General features: G+C 38.6%; 16 protein-coding genes and 1 tRNA gene. 5 read left to right on the forward strand and 12 right to left on the reverse strand.

Going from position 1 to position 24153, the window contains the following annotated elements; translation table 11 throughout:
- Positions 1-200: 200 nt before the first annotated feature.
- Positions 201-2087 (forward strand): YfhO family protein, encoded by a 1887-nt coding sequence (locus tag ESA94_RS05460; protein WP_129129822.1) that lies wholly within the window; start codon positions 201-203, stop codon positions 2085-2087.
- Between the two features lie 10 nt (positions 2088-2097).
- A complete protein-coding gene (locus ESA94_RS05465; RefSeq protein ID WP_129129823.1) occupies positions 2098-3219 on the forward strand; it encodes a hypothetical protein in 1122 nt (373 codons plus the stop codon).
- Here the strand turns inward: ESA94_RS05465 and ESA94_RS05470 are convergent.
- The 4 genes from ESA94_RS05470 to ESA94_RS05485 all read right to left on the reverse strand — a co-directional run bounded on the left by ESA94_RS05470 (position 3216) and on the right by ESA94_RS05485 (position 12342).
- The gene (locus ESA94_RS05470; protein ID WP_129129824.1) at positions 3216-4370 is read right to left on the reverse strand and encodes a hypothetical protein; all 1155 of its coding nucleotides are present in this window, start codon (positions 4368-4370) and stop codon (positions 3216-3218) included. The two genes, ESA94_RS05465 and ESA94_RS05470, sit on opposite strands and share 4 nt — an antisense overlap.
- 194 nt (positions 4371-4564) lie before the next feature.
- Positions 4565-5995, reverse strand: coding sequence for a hypothetical protein (locus ESA94_RS05475; RefSeq protein WP_129129825.1), 1431 nt, complete (start codon positions 5993-5995; stop codon positions 4565-4567).
- A 156-nt stretch (positions 5996-6151) separates the two neighbouring features.
- Positions 6152-11218, reverse strand: a complete 5067-nt coding sequence (gene porU2 / locus ESA94_RS05480) for a putative type IX secretion system sortase PorU2 (RefSeq protein ID WP_129129826.1) — start codon at positions 11216-11218, stop codon at positions 6152-6154.
- Positions 11218-12342: a putative type IX sorting system protein PorV2 gene (locus ESA94_RS05485; RefSeq protein ID WP_129129827.1), complete on the reverse strand. Its 1125-nt coding sequence runs from the start codon at positions 12340-12342 to the stop codon at positions 11218-11220. Before ESA94_RS05485 ends, porU2 begins: the two co-directional genes overlap by 1 nt.
- 222 nt (positions 12343-12564) lie before the next feature.
- Here ESA94_RS05485 and tyrS point away from each other — a divergent pair, with 222 nt between their 5' ends.
- Complete coding sequence (gene tyrS / locus ESA94_RS05490) at positions 12565-13842, forward strand: tyrosine--tRNA ligase (RefSeq protein ID WP_129129828.1); 1278 nt, start codon at positions 12565-12567, stop codon at positions 13840-13842.
- On the opposite strand, the gene ESA94_RS05495 is transcribed toward tyrS, so the two are convergent.
- A complete protein-coding gene (locus ESA94_RS05495; protein WP_129129829.1) occupies positions 13839-14501 on the reverse strand; it encodes an SGNH/GDSL hydrolase family protein in 663 nt (220 codons plus the stop codon). The genes tyrS and ESA94_RS05495 overlap by 4 nt on opposite strands.
- A 157-nt stretch (positions 14502-14658) precedes the next feature.
- Here ESA94_RS05495 and ESA94_RS05500 point away from each other — a divergent pair.
- Positions 14659-14729, forward strand: a tRNA-Gln gene (locus tag ESA94_RS05500).
- Positions 14730-14785: 56 nt separating this feature from the next.
- Here ESA94_RS05500 and rfbD read toward each other — a convergent pair.
- The 7 genes from rfbD to ESA94_RS05535 all read right to left on the reverse strand — a co-directional run bounded on the left by rfbD (position 14786) and on the right by ESA94_RS05535 (position 22213).
- A complete protein-coding gene (gene rfbD / locus ESA94_RS05505; RefSeq protein ID WP_129129830.1) occupies positions 14786-15655 on the reverse strand; it encodes a dTDP-4-dehydrorhamnose reductase in 870 nt (289 codons plus the stop codon).
- Between the two features lie 9 nt (positions 15656-15664).
- Positions 15665-16219, reverse strand: a complete 555-nt coding sequence (gene rfbC / locus ESA94_RS05510) for a dTDP-4-dehydrorhamnose 3,5-epimerase (protein WP_129129831.1) — start codon at positions 16217-16219, stop codon at positions 15665-15667.
- A gap of 83 nt (positions 16220-16302) precedes the next feature.
- Entirely contained in the window at positions 16303-17367 is a 1065-nt protein-coding gene (gene rfbB / locus ESA94_RS05515) for a dTDP-glucose 4,6-dehydratase (RefSeq protein WP_129129832.1), read from the reverse strand.
- Entirely contained in the window at positions 17367-18656 is a 1290-nt protein-coding gene (locus tag ESA94_RS05520) for a nucleotide sugar dehydrogenase (RefSeq protein ID WP_129129833.1), read from the reverse strand. The genes rfbB and ESA94_RS05520 overlap by 1 nt, the downstream gene beginning before the upstream one ends.
- 67 nt (positions 18657-18723) lie before the next feature.
- Positions 18724-19707 (reverse strand): UDP-glucuronic acid decarboxylase family protein, encoded by a 984-nt coding sequence (locus ESA94_RS05525; protein ID WP_129129834.1) that lies wholly within the window; start codon positions 19705-19707, stop codon positions 18724-18726.
- 31 nt (positions 19708-19738) lie between these two features.
- The gene (locus tag ESA94_RS05530; protein WP_129129835.1) at positions 19739-21049 is read right to left on the reverse strand and encodes a UDP-glucose dehydrogenase family protein; all 1311 of its coding nucleotides are present in this window, start codon (positions 21047-21049) and stop codon (positions 19739-19741) included.
- A gap of 12 nt (positions 21050-21061) precedes the next feature.
- Entirely contained in the window at positions 21062-22213 is a 1152-nt protein-coding gene (locus ESA94_RS05535; protein WP_129129836.1) for a DegT/DnrJ/EryC1/StrS family aminotransferase, read from the reverse strand.
- Positions 22214-22475: 262 nt separating this feature from the next.
- On the opposite strand from ESA94_RS05535, the gene ESA94_RS05540 reads away from it, so the two are divergent.
- Entirely contained in the window at positions 22476-24107 is a 1632-nt protein-coding gene (locus ESA94_RS05540; RefSeq protein WP_164972658.1) for an SBBP repeat-containing protein, read from the forward strand.
- Positions 24108-24153 lie beyond the last annotated feature (46 nt).

A 24153-nucleotide genomic window follows, 5' to 3' on the forward strand; every position in this document is an offset into this window, starting at 1 on the left:
AAAAAAGAAGGCCTTACCTGTTTATATTAATAGTATTTCTGATAGCCTTTCTCCCGGTCGTCAGTTTTGTTTTTGCTTTAAAGAATGATTTTTTTCTAGGTTATTTTCCACCGAAGTTTCTACTAAGCGAAGCATTAAAAAACGGACAGTTTCCACTTTGGAATCCTTATATCGCATTTGGCCTACCTTTTTATGCAGATATGAACGGCGCCTATTGGAACCCCATTACTTGGATTATTGCGTTAACAACTGGCTACAATGCATATAGTATTACTATTGAACAACTGTTTTATGTACTGGCCGGAGGCATCGGTCTGTACAAATTATCTAAACATTTCACAGAAAACTATTCGATACGTTTAATTGCCGCAATTGCATATATGTGTAATGGTTTTGTTATTGGTCACCTTCAGCACTTAAATTGGATCAGTAGTTCAGCTTTTCTTCCTTGGTGCATTTGGGGCATACTTGCTATTAACAAATCCGGACGACTGAAGTATTACTGTATTACTACAATTGCCTTTCTTTTATTCATCAGTTCCGCTCACCCAGGCATGACCATCGGAGCTATTTACTTTTTTATTCCACTTGTATTCTTTCTCCTTTATAATAGATATAAAGAACAACAAAGGCCAGCATTGATAAGCGGTCTGCAGCGCTTTTCTTTTCTATTTGTTTTGGTTTTCATCAGCTGTATTGGCATTATTGTCAGCTATGCAGACATCCTCCCTTTTTTTGTGCGAAACGCAAAAGTTTCTCTCTCTCTTTCGCTTTCAGAAAACACTAATTTCCAGAGTTGGATAAGTCTATTTGTGCCGTTCGGCACAGTAAAAGGACAATCATTTTTCGGAAACGATATTGCATTAAGAAATATTTATTTTAGCCTTACGCTTGCTGTGTTTTTTATTGCTTCGTTTTTTAGTCTAAAAACAAAACGTCACTACTTTTTTTTCTTCACAGGGATATTCTTTTTCCTTATTTCATTAGGGGGTGCTATAAAATTGTTTGCACACAACTATCTTCCGCTGATCGGCTATGTACGTGTAAATGCTGAGTTTCGCATCTTTACTATTATATGCTTTATTCTTACAGCTATTGATACATTTACTTATTACACTACCCATCCTGAATTTAGAAAGACGATAGCCCAGTTAATAAATGTATTGTTAGTGAGTCTTGCTTGTCTGCTTACATTTTCCTTCATTAAGCTCGTACAGGGTAACTCCGTGTTAACATCTATCGATACAACCGCTACAACAAACTGGAGAGATATTTTAAAACTTTTTATCGATCAAATTCAGTTTTTTGACACCTTGTTTCTGCATTCGCTTATACAAATCATTCTTTTGTTGTTCCTAAAAAAAGCTCTTACGCAAGAGCTTTACTCAAAAGTATTACTCCTTACAGCTCTTGATGTGATCATAGCAACATTTCTGCACATGCCGTTTACCGGTGTTGGAAAAGTGCCGGTTGCACGTATTAATGCAATACACAAACAATCGCCTTATGGTGTTCCTACTCCTAAACTTCAGCCACTTATGTTACATGATACGATACCCAATGCGGATAGTGCCTTGGTTGGCGACTGGAGTTTTTACAATAAACAAATAGGTAAGGCTAAACCGGTGTTATACCCGGTTAAACTAAAAAACAACTATGAGTACTATGCAATGTTGGAAAAAGACAGCAACATCTCAGTTGCAAATTTTTCTTTTGTATTTTTAAGTAGCTCAATTAAAGAAGACAAACTCAATGCGTCGGAGTTCCTTAAGCAGGAAAACATTCAGGCATTTACCATGAACAATTTACAGTTGTCGTTTAATGCGAAAGAAGACGGATATCTTGTTTATTTACAGAACTACTATCCGCATTGGCAATATAAAAATAACAATAGCACAGGAAAAGTATTAAAAGCAGGAACTGGTTTTATTGCGGTTCCGGTACAGAAGGGAAATAACAACATAAATCTTTATTTTTCATGGAGAACATTAAAGTTACTACTGATTTTTAGCTTCATGTTTTTATTTATTCTTGCAGCCCTTTTGTTTTTTCCGATAGCAAACCGAATTCTTTTTCAAAAAAAGTAACTCACAAACAATGTTGAATCAGGTAATAAAAAGAGAGTATTTCATTTACTTTTTTTTTGCAATTGTTTACACACTTTTTTTAGTAGGTATAACCACCCTTACCGGCGTTATTACTATCAACGAAGCTGAAAAATACATTTCTGCCGCCGAAAAAATAAGCAACGGCTCAACTGAAAATATTCTTAAAGATTATATATTTTACAGCAGCTACATTGTTTTCCTTACGGCTATCTTTTTACTTGGTAATACCACAACTGTTGTTTTTGTACAAGCGATTTTAAGTTTTCTTGCTGCTCTTTGCATAAAGAAAACTATCGACCTCCTGTATAAAAAATCAGTTATTTCCTATTTTGCCATGTTAGCGTACCTGCTTTGCTTTCCTGTACAGAGCTGGGTGGTCACATTGTTTAGTGATAGTTTTTTTGTTTCCATTACAACCTTTACTCTTTTCTATACAATAAAAAGAACAACTTGGAAGGAGAACATCCTCTGGTCCTTGCTGCTTATTATTCTAATCTTCGCCCGCCCACCAGGAGTATTCCTGGCTGTACCATTTGTTCTGTATAAGTTGCATTTTACAAAAAGCATTTCGTTGAAAACTGCATCACTTTTATTTGCTTTTGCATTTTGCGTATTGATGTTGTTCACCTTTACTGTTCCTGTTGAATCGAAGGGCTATATAACACCTATTGCAGCAGGAAGAGTTATTGTAGACAGTTCTACGTATACGGTAGAAGGATTTAATGCAACAGAAAAAAACGCTTTAAAAAACGCTTACAAATTTTTATCTCAAAAGAACGGTATATCCGGGCTGCTTAAATTATACTTAAAAAAAGCAATCTCTTTCTTTACGCTTACCCGCCCTTATTATTCAAAAACGCACAATCTTATCGCCTTCTTACATTATTTATTATACCTTCTTTTTCTGTTTGGCTCGTTTCATCTTTTAAACACCGAAAAAAAAGGAACTGTACTGCTGTTTGTCATATGCATCTTTAGTTTGATGCATCTCGTAGGCATTACCTATAATGAATGGCACTACCGATTTACCATACCAATATTCCCTTTTTTATTTATTGGAGGAGCCGGAAGTATCTTTTTTTTAAAACAAATATGGAAGCGAGATAGCTAGGGTATTGTTTCCCTCTTATTAAAGAGCCGCCATTCTGTTAATGGAAACCTTTCCTTTGAAGTAGAAATGAATAATACAAATGCTGCAATTCCAAAATAAAAACAAACAAACTCAAACCGGGGGTAAAAATGCGTGCCTAAGAAAACAGTAGGCCCAACCATTAAGGCTACAGTTGCGAGGTAATAGAAGCGATGTAGCCCCAAAAAGAATTTTTTCTGTATATAAAAAACAATAACAGGAAACGCAAGTAAGAAAAAAAATCCCTCTTCGATAAAATCAATAACACCAGTATTGCGTACATGGAATCCTAAGTAATGAAATACATTATTCAATACATTCATATAATTCACAGCATGTGCAGGTGTAAGTTTTGAAGTAGAAACATATTTTAGAAAAGGCCATTGGTGAATACTCACGAAAAACTGCAGTTTACCTGCGTAATACAAATTATGATACACCGGTAAAAGAAGTGTGAGGGAAAAGAAAGTCAATGAAAGAATTTTGTTTTTACTGTTATAAAACATCCAGAAAAACATCAGCATTACCGAAAGCAATGCATTCTGCCGAACAAAAACAACCAAGGCAAGAAAAACAACAGCAAGTATTTCATTTGATTTTACTTTATAGTAATAAACACTCAGCAGCAGGCACAAAATCATCAACCATTCGTTAAGTCCCATCAGAATATTTTTTGTTGCATAAAGAACTGTTGAAGCCACTAAGCAAACAAGTAGTATGCGAAACAATTTCTGTTCAACCGTAACTACAATTGCTTTCATAAACCAGAACAATGCTATTACAAATAATAAGCTATTCAATACACCTATAAAACGATATAAATGTTTAAAACAAAACAGTTGAAACGCCAAATAATAACGATACCCCGGCTGTGTAACAAACTCCTTTCCTTCTTCGGGATATGCAATTTGATCGCCCCCCCATAATGTCTTTTGCTCTATCATATTTTGTGCATAAGCAAGATTTCTTGCAAAGTCCTCGCCTGGGTTGGGTGCAATTACACGAAATAAAAGATCAGTAACAGGTAGTAATTGAATAAAGAATAATACAATTGTAAAAGCTAACAACTTGCCTGTGAATCCATTTTTCAAGCCCATTATTGCAGCAAATACTGTTGCGAGAAAAGGTGGCATAAAAAGAGCAATTGCCTCTATCCCAAATTGATAAGGCAATTCTGCTAAACGAGATCTAAATGCAAATGAAAATACAATGCCGATGATTGAAAATGTGAAAAACAAAGGCCAACCTGTGAATCTATTCAGTAAAAGAAGGCATTTACGCACAACCGGTATAGCCAAGATAAAATCAATATTTAAAGTCATAATGTTTAGTGATGAAGAACCCCTTTTGTAACATTCACTTCCCGATTCTCCAATATTTCTAAGTTCTGATTAAATTGATTATTAAGCAAAAGCCTGAAAACATTCACCAACGATACAGAATCTGTAAATCCATTGTATTTTCTATTAGGTGAATACACAGAAATAAAATTTGAAAAATCGTCACGCTCGTTCCTTTTACCATTGTAAAATCTGTTACCATGATCACTGACAACAATAACAGTTGGCCTCTTTCTGGCAGCAAGGATTTGCTTAATAAGATCCAGTACTACTTTATTACTAAATTTCAGGTATGCAAGATACGGTTCGTTGTACCTCTTTTGTAAAAGTTCTTTATGAGCGACTGACATTTGACGCAGCTCTCCTTTTTCGTTTCGCAGGTAAGGGCTATGAGGCATCATTAAATGGGTGTACACAAATAGCTTACTTGCAGTATCAGAAACTGAATGCTTGATGTTTTCAATCCGATCCTGATTATATTTATCGACTCTTGCATAAAATGACTTAAAGGCTATTTGTACTTTGTTCGAAGAAACATTCAATAACAAGTCATTTTGTGCTACACTCCCAAACGTTTTATCCATTAGCAAGCGATCCTCAACTGGTAAAAAAAGAAAAGGATCATTATCAGTGCCTTTCACGCGAAGAAAACTGTTATTCACAAGTTTAAAGCCAGCAGATTCAAAAAAAGAAAAAATCCTGTTTTCTTCAATTGTCTTTGCTGCTTTTGCAAAGCTCTTTGCAGATTTCAGATCGCCAATTGAAACAGAATCGAGGTAACTCATACTCAACATTGATAAAGTAGAAAACATGGTGCCGTTGTAATTCGATCTTGCCGCTTTCGCTACAAAAAAACCAAGATTCTCCAACTCTGTAATAAAACCATCATTTGAATAATGATACTCCGATTGCAAAGTGTTGCTTCCGGCATATTCATCAAGGATAATCAAAAACACGTCAGAAGAAGCAGCATAGTCAATCGGCTTTATTTTAACAGCATCAAGCAATTGAACGGTTGTCTTACTTTTTGAACTAATATTTTTGATTGCAATCACCGCTTCATACATAAGCATCGTTATAAACAGTGCAGTAATGTATAAGTTGAATTTTGCGATATGCTCTATTTTGGCCCGAACGACAACAAAGAAAAAAGCAAGCGAGCAAATAATCAGAAATGGCAAATAATATTTATACTGTTTCAATGTTGTTACATAAGGTATGCTTGCTACGAATTTGTAAATAAACAAAAAGTATAAATAATGAATGGCAACCCATCCAAGTATTAACATCGCCCGTTCTTTATGGAGAAAAAGTTGTAATACAAAAAAAACAATAAGAAGGACAGCCACAATTCCGGAGAAAATTTTAAAGTTACTCTCTGCCGGTATCAATTGCCAATATTCATTATTTCCTTCCATAATAAAATACAATGGAAGTAAGAGAATTAGAAGAACGCATTTAATAAGGGTACCTTTTTTGCGTAGAATAAGAAAAAATTGCATAGCTGGTTTATTAAATCATAAGCCCGGCCAAAATTAAGAATGGCCGGGCTTATGATAAATTTATTTTAGTTTTTACCGCATCAGGTACATTTTACCATACCCTCGATTAAAGTATTGATCGGTATTATCATCTTCAGTCTTATATTTCTCCAGCCCCTTGCCGTTGTGGTTGGTAATAACACGGTACAGGTAAACTCCATTACCCAGCTTATTCCCAAATTGATCGGTACCATCCCATTTGAATTCGGTTATATTTCTACCTATACGTAATGGCCCTAATTCGGCTTTAGTAACCTCTCGCACCACTTTTCCTGTAATTGTTAATATCTGTATCCTGATATTCTGCGGCACTTCGGAACCTGTAATCGTAAATACAAATGAGGTAGAAGTTGTAAAAGGGTTTGGATAATTAAGCATGTTTGAGATCATTGGTTTATTAATCACCTGAAAACCTACTTTATATTCAAGTTCTCCTGCTTTATTACCGCTTTGATCTGTTCCGGTTACAATTAGCTCATATTCACCATCCTGCATAAATTTCGGAAAGAGGTCAATGGTAGCTGCATTCTCAGCATTGTTTGTTAAATCTGCCGCTGTAAAACGAACACTGTCAGATTGCGGCTTATACTCAACCAAAGGACCGGGGGCTCCATTTACAGATGGATACTGAATTTTGATGGTCATATTTGAGGTATCCTTCAATGCAACGAATCGATTATCGTCCTTCAATTTAACATGTATATGCGGACGAGACGAAACAACATCACGATTAAGAATGTGTGCGCCATCAAAAGTTACATCTAGCCAAGGTTTGTAATTATCCGGTTTTACGTAAAAGTTTTTGTATAAAAAGTTATTAAATAAAAATTGTTCAGGCTGAAGCCCATCGGGATTCACCATCAAATACAATGTGTTTGCTCCTACAAAATCTTTTGATTCAAATACATGCGATACGACAATTGAATCGCCTGCAACCAACGGTTTAGATTTAGGTAATGATATTTCCTTTGGAACATTATTTCTATCTGTTATAATAAGCCGCAAACTCAAACTATCGAAAGCTGTTTCACTTACATTTTTAAATGCCACTGCAAAGTTAAAAGGCTCCCCTAACTCAAGTGTATCCTTAAAACGTAACGTTACATTTGGCGCAATGGCTCCTTCGGGAACATACGAAGCCGTTAATTTCCAGTACTGAAGTTGATGAGGTGTAACGTTTACGATATCCGCATTTTTCATCCTTAACTTTAGGTAAGGAAAATTCTGAGCAGAAATAAAATCTAATGTTGTATCCTTTGCATTTGCAATTTTGGCAATAAGAATTTCTGAACCGGTGCTTGTTTTACCAATTACATCAATCGATGTAACATCCGGGTTACTTGGTTCCAGATGGGCCCCATCCCATAATAAATTTTTCCATTCTTTTGCAGGACCGAACCAGGGTGATTCTATCACTCCTTCTGTAAATGTTTCAGGCGCTTCAAAAACCTGTACTAATTGTAGTGTTGGTTCTCCTACTGCTTGTATCGGCGTGAATGTTGGATCGCCTTTACGGAAAATATAAACTACAGGCAGGCTATTCTTAAATGAGTCGATGGAGGTAATGCCCATTGACCTGATTTTATGATACAAAGATTTTCCCGGACCAAATGTTGCCTGGTCGGCTTTCATGTTGGCAGTATCGAAATAAGGGAAACTTACAGACCCAAAATTTGTAATCGCAACGTATGACCCTACAGGGATACTATCTACAAAATCCATAGCATTTTTTCTGCCCGTTTGGGTATAATAGTTATACTCAAAAAACTTACGATTATACCCACCACAAACATCACCACTCAAATAACGACCTACACCTCCCGACACATTCCAGTTTTCCCAAGGTTTTAAAGTTTTTGCATCAAACACATAAAATTGTATCGATCCTCCATTACAACCATAACGTTCAATATTTTCAAAGTCGATCGCCACATCAAGGCTTGCTTCATTATGATAAGGATTTATACCTGTGCGAATCTGTACACGCCTGAAAGCTGAATCGAAAATGAAACGACGGTTGTTCTCGACCAGCTTAATATGTTCAAAATCGCTTTCTTTATGCTGGTAAAAGTGCGATTGGTTATAACCAGATTCTGCACCTTGCTTATATTGAAAACTAAACCCATTCCATAACACAGGAGAATTCGCATCCGGCTGCATACCAACACGCCAATAATAAACATTGTTGTTAACAAAATTCACTCCAGCAGGAGTAAAGCCAATTAAGCCTCCAACCGAATTGGTAGAATCGAATTTCCTGAATGGCGAATTAAAGGTCGCTGTTGTATCCAGCTGAAAATAATATTTCCTGAGAGTTCCCAATGGATTAGCAGTAGATGAATAGTAAGTTACATTTTGTTTATTAATGATAGAATAGTTGTATGGATATATTGGTCGTATTTCATCTTCAAAAATGAAAAACTCTTTTGTAACCGTATTATTGATTTCACAACTTTCATCTATGTTATTCTCAGGATCAATTTCAATTTTTAGTTTGTTTGTTCCCTTATGCTTAAACGGATCTATTGGAAGTTTTAACTTTATCGAATCAGCATTGGGAATATGCCCCACCTTTTGGTCATAAGCAATCGAGGTTGTTCCGTCAGGCGCAATACGTGTAATTCTTACGTGTACAGAATCTTTCACAGAACGACCTGTATTTACAATCTTCACCGAAGCATCAAATTCCGTTTCTGCAATAGAAATAAACTCAGGCGAAACTTTTACCATAGCATCTTCAATTGCAAAATCAGGTTTTACATGGCTATAAAACTTAATTGCAGGATCGCCATGAAGGGTTACTTCTTCCGCATGCATTCTCACATAAAAATCATCGTATGAGTACGTTTTCATTAACGTATCAATTGTATTAGCCATAATACGACCAATTGACTTCCCATACCCCTCCCCTTCTTTGGATAACTGGTTATAAAACTCTTCTGTATAAATATGCAGATAATTAACTATTCCCAAATGTGTTGATGCAATAAAAGCCACCGATCCTCGCTGCGGGGTAAGTACCCAGCTTTCGGTAATAATATAGCTGCCAGTAAGTCTGGATGCTGTTGGCAAAAACATATTTCCAGCCTGACAACCGTTGACCATCATTATTGGATATTTTCCAATAGAAGGATAACTGCTCGGATCAGATAAATTATATTCTAACGTTGACGGTGATGAGTGTCCGAAATAAGTTAAAAGCGAAAACCCTTCCGAAAATAAACGAGTAATATTCTGGCTGGCGATTGTTTGTATAGCAGCAACGCCGGTTTTTTGTAATGAGTAAATATTAGCCCCAAACAAGGTATCTTTTAAAACAGTACCATATTGATTCAGATAAAAACGTATCTGTTCTCCGAGAAAATCGTTAGCACCTGCAACATGAATAACGTTCTTTTTCCATTGTTCATCCTCAATATTACAGGAAGTTGTATTGTAATATGTTTCGTACTGCTTTACTTTATCCAGGTATGCTTTTACTTCGTTTCCATTTACAGCCGTTAATCGTCCGATAGGAATTTGAGGCACAATGTTCATTTCGGCAGAAGCCATCATCATGTCCGAAGCAGGGTTGCCTAATGTTGGCACCAGGTTCAACTTCTCCATATTCACCGAAGCTTCACCACTTCTATGACTTGGATAAACAACTCCTTTTCCTACTATGAAACAATACTGTGGCCTCACGGCGAAACCTGCATATGCAAAACGCAGGAAATTCTTGATTGCGTAAGCGTTATTTTTTATGCCATATCCAAATTGGTCAATAATGTCCTGTACATTGTAAATTTTGGCATTAAATCCGCCGCCTACAGTACTGCTTCTGTACAAACGATATTGTTCAACCTGGTTAATACCATTTGCATCCGAATACAAAATAGGGTTAGAGATCATGATGTAATCGGCCTGATTTGCCGGAAGTGCATAGTTTACAAAATTTCTAGCAGTAAATCCTGTACCAGATCTGATTGTACTTGCTTCCTGACTTACTAAAACCAATTTTCGATCTGTTGCAGACGCAGGCAACACTATACGCACTTGTGTTGGTGACACAATACTTGCTGTAATCCGCAATCCATTTGTTAAATCGTACAAAACAGGTGCAACACCAGAGAAGTTGAAATTGTCGATAACCAGGTTATTTCCTGTTGCACTTGCAGGCATTTCAAATTCAAAAGATGTTTGGCCTGCGAAATTGAATTGACGGGGATAACGCAACTCGTACATCCCTACCACTATCCGATCGGATACTTCAGCAGAAACATCATCAAATTGTACACTTGCACTGTTAGATGCAAGCAATGAAAGAGGGATATTGTCTGCGCTTTCATCAATAATAGAATTAAAATAATTCATTTCCCTGTCGGCAACAACGGTACCATTAATTGAAACCCGTACAGATCTTGTATTTAATGCACGTCCGGCTGCAGAGAACTTTAGTTTAGCGGCCGGCCCACCTGCAGCTACATACAAATTACTCTGTGCATTCACTAAAGCACTACCCGGTCTAAATTCACCGCTCGTATAGCCCTCTCCTCTGTCGAAAGCAGACGAATAAACATAACTACCTACAACAGCAGCAAATCCCTGGTTAATTACGTTTTTAAAATAGGTGGCTGCTGTATGAATAAAATAAGATTCAGGAGCAAGCCCTGAACTAAGATCATTATTAGTTGTTACAAATCGTTTGTTTTGGCCTGCGTTGGTATTTACAGTTAGAAAGTAAGCAGCTGTATCTGTAAACAAGCTCCATTTATCGTTTATTTGGTAAGATGGATCGAGATACATGCGTTTTTCCCATTTCCCATCGTTCGCCATACCATAAAATTCAATAAACCCATTTGTTGGCAGGGTTCCTGTTGTGCTGGAGGTAAAAATAGGTACCTGTTGGCCATGACGCCAAAGCTGAAAATGCGCTGCATCAGCAGTTGCAATGCCTAATGCTGCCAACTGAGCTTGAGAAATCCGGTATAAGCCTGTTTCTCTAACTTTAAACTTGTAATAAGTTTTATTAAAGTCTATCCACTCATTCATATAAGTTTGAGCGGATAAGTTTGTGTATGCACAAAACAGGAAGGCGATGTAAAGCAGGATGCGTTTCATTACTTACTATTTTTCTTTGGGTTTTTAGATTTCAAAAGGTCGAGACGAAGAGACACGATATGTGTATATAACGGATTTGATTGGTTAGCCAGATTTGTAAAAGCATAATCAACATAAAATGCAGAACCTAATTTAAAGCCGGCTCCTGCACCGGGTTGATAGATCCACACTTTCTTTTGATTTAGCGTATCCCCATCAGCATAGGTTTTCTGGAAATTAAACACACCTCCACGAAGGAAGAACACATCTTTTAAGTTTAGCTCAACACCAATTCTGGGGTCTGCATTAATAACATCCGAGCTGATGACAGTATTACGTTGGCCATCGAATGTTAGATCGAGATTAGCTTCTGCTTTAAGCGTTACATTTTTACGAAACTTAAAATCGTAAGCACCGCCTACAACCAAACGGGGCGCTGTTAATTCTGTTGACTTAACCGGTATTTCGTTATTGGTTAAAAACAATACTTCCTTTTCACGCTCTGTAAAACTGAACGACCATGCATTGAACGTTGTAGTGATATCTCTTGCCGCAGCACCAAACGACCAGTTTTTTCCTTTCATTTGAAAACCTACATCAAGACCAAAACCCCAGGCTTTTGCAAATGTGCCAACGTTGCGATGAATCACTTTTGCATTTACGCCAATACTCATCTGTTTATTTTCTGTTTCTTTCAGCTTTTGTGCAACAGATAAAATCACAGCATAATCGGCCGATGAAAAAGAGCGAATATTGGCATAGTTTACACTACCATCCGGCTCAATTAAATAAAGAGTATTAGGAATATCGTCAACTGCAAAACGCAGGAAGGATAGACCAACTGTGCGCTTATTATTTGCTACGGGAATAGCTAAGGCCCCAAAATCGTATTTGCCTATACCAGCAAAGTATTCCGCATGCATCAACGAAAGAGATGGATCATTCTTAACTCCAGTAAGACCGGCAGGGTTCCAATATCCCGCCGTAGCATCGTTTACAGAGGCTACCTGTGCACCACCCATACCAAAAGCACGGGAACCTGCACCAATATTTAAGAATTCATTGGAATAAATGCGAATCTGCGCAAAGGAATTTACGCAGCACAAAAGGGATACAGATAGGATCAGGGTTGCTCGGGTTATCATCCGGTCAGTTTTCTGGTAAAACAATTAGTTTCTTATTAGAGACTTTCTTTAAGTTGAAAGCTGCTTAGGTAACATACAAAAGTAAGCATAAAAGCTGCCAAAGCAAGGCCCCGATTAAGGAAAGTGCCAAGTTATTCAAACGTTGATTTCCAATGTTTATTGCTCATTATTCTACAAAATGACCTCTACTGCCCTACTTTTGCGGAAAATCGGATTAAAACTATGCATTTGATAGATGAATTGAGATGGAGGGGGATGATCCAGGACATCATGCCCGGCACCGAAGAACAGTTGAAGAAAGAAATGACTACTGCCTATATCGGTTTCGATCCAACAGCCGATAGCCTCCACATTGGCAGCCTTGTTCCTATTCTACTGCTGGTTCATTTACAAAAGGCTGGTCATAAACCCATTGCACTGGTTGGAGGCGCTACCGGCATGATTGGCGACCCTAGTGGTAAAAGCCAGGAACGCAACCTGCTCGACGAAGAAACACTGAACAAAAATGTAGCTGGCGTTAAAGCGCAGCTGGAGAAGTTTCTCGACTTTGATCCTGCAAAAGCAAACGCTGCAGAAATGGCGAACAATTACGATTGGTTCAAAACCATTTCCTTTATCGACTTCCTGCGTGATACCGGCAAACACATTACCATCAATTACATGATGGCGAAAGACAGCGTAAAAAAACGTATTGAAAGTGAAGTAGGTCTTAGTTATACCGAGTTTGCTTACCAGCTGATGCAGGGCTACGATTTCTATTGGTTATACGAAAACAAAAACTGTAAACTGCAAATGGGAGGCAGCGATCAGTGGGGCAATATTACCACCGGTACAGAACTGATCCGTCGTAAAATTGGGGGCGAAGCGTTTGCGTTTACCTGCCCTTTAATTAAGAAAGCCGACGGTACCAAGTTTGGTAAAACAGAACAGGGTAATGTTTGGTTAGATGCATCTAAAACCACTCCCTACCAATTCTACCAGTTCTGGTTAAACGCCAGCGATGCAGATGCAGAAGGATGGATCAAGATTTTCACTTTCCTTGAAAAAGAAGAAGTGGACGGATTGATCGCCGCACACGCAGCTGATGCCGGCAAACGCATTTTACAAAAGCGACTTGCAGAAGAAGTAACAAAATTTGTACATGGAGAAGATGCACTTAAAGAAGCATTGGAAACAACTGCCAAACTGTTTGCCAATCAAACTGCTCCTGCAGAAAGTTTAAGCATTGAAGATCTTGAAGGAATGGATGGTGTTATTAAGTTCGATTTTGCAGCAGATAAATTAGCTGAAGGTATTGATGTTGTTTCCTTCTTAGCAGAAACAACAATTTTTCCCAGCAAAGGCGAAGCACGCAAAACAGTACAAGGTGGTGGTGTAAGCATCAACCGTAAAAAAGTTGAAGGTATTGATATGAAAATTGATACATCGTTGCTGCTACACAATACTTACCTTCTTGTACAGAAAGGAAAGAAAAATTATTATTTGGTAAAAGCTGTTTAAAGCGTTTGAAGGACTTTCCATATTTCATCGGCGACCAATTGGTTGCCGATTGCGTTTAAATGAACTCTGTCTGTAGTTAAAATGCCACGGTCTTTATTTGCAGAATTATTTTTACTGCTGTAATCAAGAAATGCTTTCCGCAAATCAACAAGCGGCAATGTGTTTTTTTGTGCTAGACCACGAATAATTTTACTGTATTCTGTTAAATCGCCATCCTGCGGATTACTGCCATCAGCCTTTTCGCCAATAACAGCGGGTGTACATAAAATGATCTTGATATTCTTCGCTTTCAGCTTGTCAATAATCGCCTGGTAAAACTTAGCAAACTTATCAGCATCGGTACCTGTACCCGACGAAGTTTTGTGCCACACATCGTTCACACCAATGTAAATCACTACAACGTTTGGATTTTTTGCCAGCACATCATCTTCCATCCGCAGGTACAGATCATAAATTTTGTTACCGCCAATTCCTGCGCCAATAAATTCATAGCCCGCTTTCCCCTGTTGCAGCGCCATACTGTCTATCCGTTTTACATACCCACCCGGATTTACACCTGCCTGTGTAATAGAGTCGCCAAAGAAAATTACTTTGGTTTTAGTTTGAAATGTAAAGGCCAGCATAAGCAATGGAGCGGCAAACAAGAGTATTTTTTTCATTCAGAGAAACATTTAGATGTAATATCCTGCAAAAGATACGTGCTTTCTAAAAATCTGTTCATTGATTTTGATAAATTTTTTGGTTGATCATTTGCAGCACCTTATTTTTGCACCCCAACAACGCAGAAATGCCTGTTTGGTACTCCGAAAGGAAGATTGGCCTATAGTATAATGGTAGTACGACAGATTTTGGTTCTGTTTGTCTTGGTTCGAATCCAGGTAGGCCAACAAAAACCCTCCACAATGTGGAGGGTTTTTGATTTTATAGTTTTTCCAACTCTTATTTATTTCGTTTCCTGTAAAAGGGCTATACAGTCTGCAAGACTTTGCTTCCATTCCGGAACAGCAATGCTATACACGCTTTTTATTTTTGATTTATTCAACAACGAATAATGCGGACGCTTTGCCGGTGTGGGGTATTGTGAAGTTTCAATAGGATGAACTATGGCTTTACTGCCCGTTATTTTTTTTATAGCTTCTGCAAATTCAAACCAACTGATCTTTCCTTCGTTGCTGTAATGATAAATACCACTCTCCCATTTGCCCGAAGAAATAATATCGAGCATTGCCTTTGCAAGATCAGCAGCATAAGTTGGAGAACCGATTTGATCAGCCACCACATTCAATTCATTGCGTTCGTTCATTAAACGCATCATCGTTTTTACAAAGTTGTGCCCGTATGATGAATACACCCATGCAGTTCGGATGATGATGGCATCTTCATCTTCTTTCATGCACAGTTGCTCACCCAATAATTTGGAACGGCCATACGTATTGATAGGACCGGTTGCATCCTCTTCTTTATACGGCGTTTCACTTTCGCCATCAAATACATAATCGGTGGAAATATGAATCAGCTTTGTATTGTACTTTTTGCAGACAGCTGCAAGATTACCTACTGCCTCTCCATTAACAAGGATGGCCATCTCCTGTTCGCTTTCTGCTTTATCTACAGCTGTGTATGCAGCACAGTTAATGCAATATTCTGGCTTCGTGGCTGCAAAGAAATTCTCTACCAGTCCGAAGTGATGCAGCTTCATATCTTCACGTGAAGCAAACACAAAACGAAACTGCGGATAAGCAGTTGCCAGTTGCTGCAATTCTTTTCCTACCTGTCCGTTACTACCTGTAACAAGTATTACCTGCTTATCCATATATTAAAATTAAAAGAAGCTATCTTCTCCGAGGTCTGTTAGCAATGAATTGAGTTGATCTTTGCCTGATACAATTTCTTTACCTACTTCAATTCGCCAATCAATGTTCAAAGTAGGGTCGTTATAGATCAATCCGCCTTCACTTTGTTTGTTATAAAAATTGTCGCATTTGTAAAACACTTCAGCGGTTTCACTCAGCACAGAGAAGCCATGCGCAAAACCACGTGGCACCAGCAATGCATTTTTCTTTTCAGAGGCCAACTCAACCGCATACACTTGTTTGAATGTTGGTGAATCTTTACGCAGATCAACCACAACATCCAATATTTTACCGCTCAAACAACGCACCAGCTTTGCCTGTGCATGTTCGCCTTTCTGGAAATGCAGTCCACGTATAACACCATAAGTTGAGCTGGACTGATTATCCTGTACCCATGTATTGAACAGCCCTTCTTTTTCGAACGCCTGTTGATTAAATGATTCAAAGAAATATCCCCGTTCATCACCAAACACATTTGGTTCGAACACAACTAAACCGGGGAATCCTGTTTGTAAAAAGCCCATAAAAAATGTAGGATGTATGATTTATGATGTCTGATAGAAGGCTTCAAATCATAAATCCCACATCAGACATCAGACATTACTTATTATCTTTTTTCATATTGCACATCATAGTACTTCTGATAATCGCCACTTGTTACATGGTTGATCCATTCTTCATTGCTCAAATACCACTCTACTGTTTTTTCCAAACCTTCTTCAAATTGCAATGATGGACTCCAGCCTAATTCTTTATTGAGTTTGGTAGCATCAATTGCATAACGCAGATCATGACCTGCACGGTCTTTTACGTAAGTGATGAGCTTTGCACTATCTCCTTCTGCACGGCCAAGTTTTTTATCCATGATGCTGCAAAGCAAATGAACAAGATCAATATTTTTCCATTCGTTGAAACCGCCTACATTATAGCTTGCGCCAAGTTTGCCATTATGGAAAATAGTATCAATTGCTCTTGCATGATCTTCCACAAACAACCAGTCACGCACATTCTCACCTTTACCATATACCGGCAATGGCTTGTTGTTTTTAATATTGTTGATCATTAACGGAATTAATTTCTCCGGAAAATGATGCGAACCATAGTTGTTGCTGCAATTGCTCATTACCACAGGCATACCATACGTATCATGATAAGCCATCACAAAATGATCGGATGCTGCTTTTGATGCAGAGTATGGTGAATGCGGATCGTAAGGGGTTTCTTCGGTGAAGAAACCTGTTTCGCCTAATGAACCATATACTTCATCGGTTGATACATGATAGAAAAGTTTACCATCGTAGTTGCCGTTCCAATGCTTGCGACATGCGTTGAGCAAAATAGCTGTCCCCAGCACATTTGTTTTTACAAATGCTAACGGGTCAAGGATGCTACGATCAACATGACTTTCTGCTGCCAGATGGATCACAGCATCAAAATGATATTGATTGAATAACTCTTCAACACCAGCTTCGTCAGTAATGTCAATTTTAGCAAATGCATAATTCGGCTTTCCCTGCACATCTTTCAGATTCTCCAGGTTGCCTGCATAGGTTAATGCATCGCCATTTACAATTTTATAGTTGGCGTATTTATTTACAAACAAACGCACAACATGACTGCCGATAAATCCGGCGCCACCTGTTACTAAAATCGTTTTATCAAACTTGCTCATTATAAACTCCAGTATTTCAGTTTAGAAATTTTATTACGGTAAATGCCTTTCAAATCGGCAAACAATGCTTTTTCATTAGCAATGGAAGAAAGATACTCTTCCGAAAAGTCTTTGTAAGGATTGTGTGCTACGGCTAATACAATTGCATCATATCCTTTTCCAATTTCAGCCGCAAGGTTTAAACCATATTCATGCTTCACCTCTTCGGCATCAGCATGCGGATCAACAAAATCAACAGCTACATTGTACTCCAGTAATTCTCTTACCATATCCGCCACTTTTGAATTGCGGATATCAGACACGTTTTCCTTAAACGTTGCACCCAGCACCAGCACTTTTGCATTTGCTGCACTTGGTGCATTCTTAATGATATGTTGAATGATCTTCTTTGCAACATAACGGGGCATTTCATCATTTACAAAACGACCGCTTGCAATTACTTTTGAATTGTATCCCAGCTGTTGCGCTTTGTAGGTTAAGTAGTAAGGATCAACGCCAATGCAATGCCCACCAACCAAGCCCGGTGTGTATTTATGAAAGTTCCATTTGGTACCTGCTGCTTCCACCACATCAAAGGTGTTGATGCCGATACGATCAAAGATGATCGACAGTTCATTCATCAATGAAATATTGAGATCACGCTGTGCATTTTCAATGATCTTTCCTGCCTCGGCTACTTTAATGTTTGGAGCACGGTGCACACCAACTTTTACCACACTTTCGTACACGGCTGCAATTTCCTGTAACGATTCATCGCTGCAACCTGAAACAATTTTTACGGTGTTGCTTAGTGTATGATGTTTATCACCCGGATTGATACGTTCAGGTGAATAGCCTAGCTTGAAATCAACTTTACCTTTCAATCCACTGAACTGTTCAAGAATAGGCATACAATCATCCTCGGTACAACCCGGATAAGTTGTGCTTTCATAAACAACATAATCACCTTTCTTCAACACCTTCCCTACTGTTTCACTTGCTTTTTGCAAAGGCGTTAAGTCGGGTACTTTATGATCATCAACAGGCGTTGGTACTGTTACAATAAAGAACGATGCTTCTTTCAATACATTCACATCATCAGTAAACAGAATGCTTCTGTTTGCAAACATATCAGCATCTACTTCCTTGCTGGGGTCTTCCTTGCGTTGCATCATAGCAATACGTTTGCTGTTGATGTCGAAACCGATCACATCCATATGTGCAGCTAACTCCAATGCCAACGGCAATCCCACATAGCCCAAACCAACTACCGCTACTTTCTTTTCTTTATTGATTAATGATTGATACATTCTCTTGATGTATGATTTCTGATTTAGGATCTCTGATTTAAACTCATCACTGATTACTCATTATTTATCACTTCATACTCACAAATTCCTTCGGTTGTTTTACCCACTCTTCCTGCGGAAGATTTTTGAAATACTCGTACGTAATTTTTAATCCTTCAGCACGTGCCACTTTCGGTTCCCAGCCAAGTATTTCTTTTGCTTTTGTAATATCTGGTTGACGTTGTTTCGGATCATCAACCGGCAACGGCTTATAAACGATCTTTTGTGATGTTCCCGTAAGTTTAATTACTTCTTCTGCAAACTCTTTCAATGTAATTTCAGCAGGGTTACCAATATTCACCGGCATATCATATTCGCTCATGAGCAAACGGTAAATACCTTCAACCAGGTCATCTACGTAACAGAAACTTCTTGTCTGGCTACCATCACCAAACACTGTTAAGTCTTCGCCACGCAACGCCTGTCCGATGAATGCAGGCAATGCACGACCATCATTGAGTCGCATACGTGGACCGTATGTGTTGAAGATGCGGATGATCCTTGTCTGCACACCATGAAAGCGGTTATACGCCATCGTAATGCTTTCCATGAAACGTTTTGCTTCATCGTACACACCACGTGGACCAACAGGATTTACATTGCCCCAATATTCTTCTGTTTGCGGATGTACCAACGGGTCACCGTACACTTCTGATGTAGACGCAACAAGAATGCGTGCACCTTTTGCTTTCGCTAAACCCAAACAGTTATGCGTACCATGTGCACCAACTTTCAATGTCTGGATCGGAATTTTTAAATAATCGATCGGACTTGCAGGTGATGCGAAGTGCAGGATATAATCGAGCTTACCGGAAATGTGAATGAACTTGGTGATATCGTGATGATAAAACTCAAATTGTTCGAGATTGAATAAGTGTTCAATATTCTTCAAATCACCAGTGATAAGATTATCCATTGCAATTACATGAAAGCCTTCTTTAATTGCACGGTCGCATAAATGCGAGCCAAGAAAACCTGCAGCACCTGTAATTAAAATCCGTTTACGATCCATTGTATTTTGTTATGCGTTGGTTGTTGTTAAATTATTTTACTGCTTCACGGCCTACACTTTCGTAGAAGAAACCAAGTTCTTTCATTTGTGTTCTGTCATAGACATTGCGTCCATCAAACACAACTTTATTCTTAAGCATAGAGGTGATCTTTTCAAACTCCGGTGTACGGAATTCACTCCACTCTGTTGCAATGATCAATGCATCTGCATTTTCCAATGCATCGTACTGACTTTCTGCAAAATCAATCTTATCGCCTACAAGTTGTTTTACATTCGGCATTGCTTCAGGATCGTATGCATGTACCGTTGCTCCAGCCTCTGTTAATGCATCGATCATGTATAAAGCCGGTGCTTCACGAATGTCATCGGTATTTGGTTTGAATGCCAATCCCCATAATGCAAAACGTTTTCCTTTCAGATCATTATTAAAGTATGCGTTGATCTTTGGCATGAGGAACAATTTCTGTTCCTCATTCACCTTCATCACTGCATTCAAAATTTCAAAATCATAACTCACTTCGCTTGATGACTTCACCAATGCCTGTACATCTTTCGGGAAACAACTTCCGCCATAACCAATACCAGGGAAGAGAAAACGCTTGCCAATACGCTCATCACTGCCAATTCCTTTACGCACCATATCCACATCGGCACCAAGGCGTTCGCATAAACGGGCAATTTCATTCATGAAAGAGATCTTCACTGCTAAAAAAGAGTTCGCTGCATATTTCGTCAGTTCAGCACTTTTCTCATCCATAAAAATTACCGGGTTACCACTGCGCACAAAGGGTGCATACAGATCGGTCATGATCTTTTTTGCACGATCATCGCTTGTACCAACAACCACACGATCAGGTTTCATAAAATCGTCTACTGCTACACCTTCACGCAAAAACTCAGGGTTACTCACCACAGCAAATTCACCTTTGAAGTTTTTTGCAATGGCAGCCTGCACTTTATCAGCAGTACCAACAGGCACTGTACTCTTATCAACGATAACTTTATAGTCAGTAAGAATTTTTCCAAGATCATCAGCTACACCTAAAATGTATTTCAGATCAGCACTGCCATCTTCACCGGGAGGTGTTGGCAACGCAAGAAATATGATAGTTGTATCTTTTACACCTTCCGCAAGGTTGGTTGTAAAATGCAAACGATCTTCTTTTAAGTTGCGGAGAAATATTTTTTCCAAACCGGGTTCATAAATGGTGATCTGCCCGTTCGATAATTTTTCTACTTTGCTTTTATCAATATCAACACATGTTACCTGGTTGCCTGTTTCTGCAAAACAAGTTCCTGTTACGAGACCTACATAACCTGTTCCTACGACTGCGATTTTCATTTGTTGCTTTCTTTATTTTTTGGAGTTGAGATAAGTTAAAACATGACTGCTGATGAACTGCAATTGTTCTTCTTCCAGTTCTGTGTGCATTGGTAATGATATAACACGATCGGTCAACCAATCGGTAATGGGCAAATTAAAATCTGCACCACCAAAAGATGCAAACATTTGTTGACGGTGAGCCGGCACCGGGTAATAGATCATAGATGGAATTTTTTGCTCAGCTAAATAAGCATTCAATCCATTTCTTATTTCGGCTACGTTTTCAAAACCATCCAGCGTTAATGTGTATTGGTGAAACACATGATTACTGTAAGGCGCACGATAAGGCGTTGCAATATTTGCATGACCTGCAAATGCAGCATCGTAATAATCAGCAGCCTTGCGACGTGCAGCAATGTATTCATCTAACTTTTTAAGCTTGATCTTTAATACCGCAGCTTGCACTGTATCTAAACGTGAGTTGCAACCAACCACTTCGTGATAGTAACGCACTTTTTGTCCATGATTCGCCACCATCTTCAATTGTTCAGCCAATGCATCATCGTTGGTGAACATTGCACCGCCATCGCCATAGCAACCTAAATTCTTCGAGGGGAAGAAAGAAGTACATCCAATTGTACCGATTGAACCTGTTTTCTTTTTAGTACCATCAGGAAAAGTGTAATCTGCACCAATTGCCTGAGCATTGTCTTCGATAACATAAAGATTATGTTCGGATGCAATTTTCATGATCTCATCCATATTGGCTGTGTGGCCATAAAGATGAACCGGAACGATTGCTTTTGTTTTTGGGGTGATTGCTTTACGGATCGCTTCCGGATCGATACAGAATGTTTTCGGATCAACTTCAACAAACACCGGTTTCAGACGGAGCAAAGCCACTACTTCCACCGTAGCAATGTAGGTAAAGGAAGCCGTGATCACTTCATCGCCGGGTTGCAATCCCAAAGCCATCATGGCAATCTGCAATGCATCGGTTCCGTTAGCACAGGGAATGGTATGTTTTACACCCAGATAATCGTTAAGACCAGCCGCCAAATCCTGAATGGGTTTGCCTCCGATAAAAGCTGTACTGTCGAGAACATCTAAAATAGCAACATCCACTTCCTGCTTAATTGCAAGGTATTGCTGCTTGAGATCAACCATCTGTATAGGTCGCATAAATAAGCTTGTTTAAACGGTGGCGAAAGTACGGCAAAAAAGGCGTTTGGCGTTCCTAATTCCGTGTAAGATTTGACCAATTGTAGCTGCTAATAAAGCATTTCAAATTGACTGAAACAGCATTTGGTTTTATCTTAGCAATTAATTAAGCTATTCACCAATGAAATTAACTATGAAACTTTTCAAAACCATGAATAAGATCCTATTGACAATTAGCATCCTTTTGTTGAACTCCAACCCTGGTTTTACACAAACCTTTGATATGGCAAAGCAATTTGGTGGCACTTCTAACGATGCGGTATATGCAATTGCTGTAGATGCTTCAGGGAATATTTACAGTAGTGGTGCTTTTAATGGTACTGCAGACTTCGATCCCGGACCAGGAGTATTTAACTTAACTTCTGCAGGTCAAGAAGAGATTTTTGTAACGAAACTAAATGCTGCAGGAAATCTGATATGGGCAAAGAAATTAGGTGGCGCAGGACGTGAAGGTGGCAGAAGTCTCGCAATCGACGCTTCAGGAAATGTTGTTATAACAGGAGCATATAATGGAACCGCCGATTTTGATCCCGGACCAAATGATTATTTACTTACACCCGTAGGAAGTTGGGATATATTTGTCGTTAAACTAAGCAGCAATGGTGATTTTGTCTGGGCAAGTTCTTACGGCGGATCAACTGAAGAAGATCGTGGATTGGGTATAGCTACAAGTTCGTCCGGGGATGTTTATGTAACTGGCAGCTTTAAGGGAACTGTTGATTTCAATCCAAGTCCTTCTGTGTTTAATCTTACCGCAGACTATATCGATGCTTTTGTTTTAAAACTAAAGGCAGATGGAAGTTTTGATTGGGCAAAAAAAATGGGGGGCATTTATACTGATATGGGTAATTCAATTACGGTAGATGCCTCTGGATTTGTTTACACCACAGGTACTTTCCGTGGCTTAAATTGTGATTACGATCCGGGCGAAGGAACTGCTTATTTAAATACCTATGGCGATTCTGAAGGTTTCATTTTAAAACTTAGCTCTACTGGAAATTTTGTTTGGGTGAAGCAATTTACTACAGGCGCATTTGATTACAGTGTTGCAAATTCTATTGCGGCCGACGCTAATGGAAATGCATACATAACCGGAACATTTAAAGGTGCTACAGACTTTGATCCGGGAGCTGGCAATACAACAATCAGGGCTGGTGGATTAAATGATGGGTTTTTGGTTAAGCTAAACAACGACGGCAATTTTGTTTGGGCAAAACAACTAGGAGGCTGTCAAATTGAAGACTATGGTACATCCGTTGTAGTAGATGCACAGGGCAATGTCTATACAACCGGCATATTTCAATATATAGCTGATTTCAATCCAGGAACAGGAGTATATAATCTTCAATCATCTGGAGCAATTGATGGTTTTATCAGTAAACTTACAACCAACGGTGAGTTTGTTTGGGCAATGCACATTGGCGGAGCTGGAAACGACTATGGATGGGCAATAACTTTGGATGGATCAGGCAACTTTTATACTGCAGGCCATTTCGACGCCACCTCTAATTTCAATTGGGGAGGAACAACCCAAAATCTTGTTTCAAATGGATTGGCTGATGGATTTATTCTCAAGTTTACACAAACCACAACAGGAATAATTGAAGCAAATTTCGATAGTAAAATAAATATTCTACCCAATCCAACTTATGGCAACCTGCAAATAAATTTGGGTAAAAGATATAATGATGTATCGGTTCGCATTAATAATCTAAACGGACAAACAATAGCTACAAAGAAATATGGATCAACCAATTTATTAGAGTTAAATATTGATGCCCCGGCAGGTTTATATATTGTAGAAGTTGTAGCCGAAAAAAAATACAAAGCACGTATTAAAATAATTAAGAATTAAAACAAAAAAGCTTTCAGATAAAATCCTCACTTTAATTAAAAGAAAC

Origin of the sequence: Lacibacter luteus (genome assembly GCF_004118265.1) — a bacterium.
Classification (GTDB): domain Bacteria; phylum Bacteroidota; class Bacteroidia; order Chitinophagales; family Chitinophagaceae; genus Lacibacter; species Lacibacter luteus.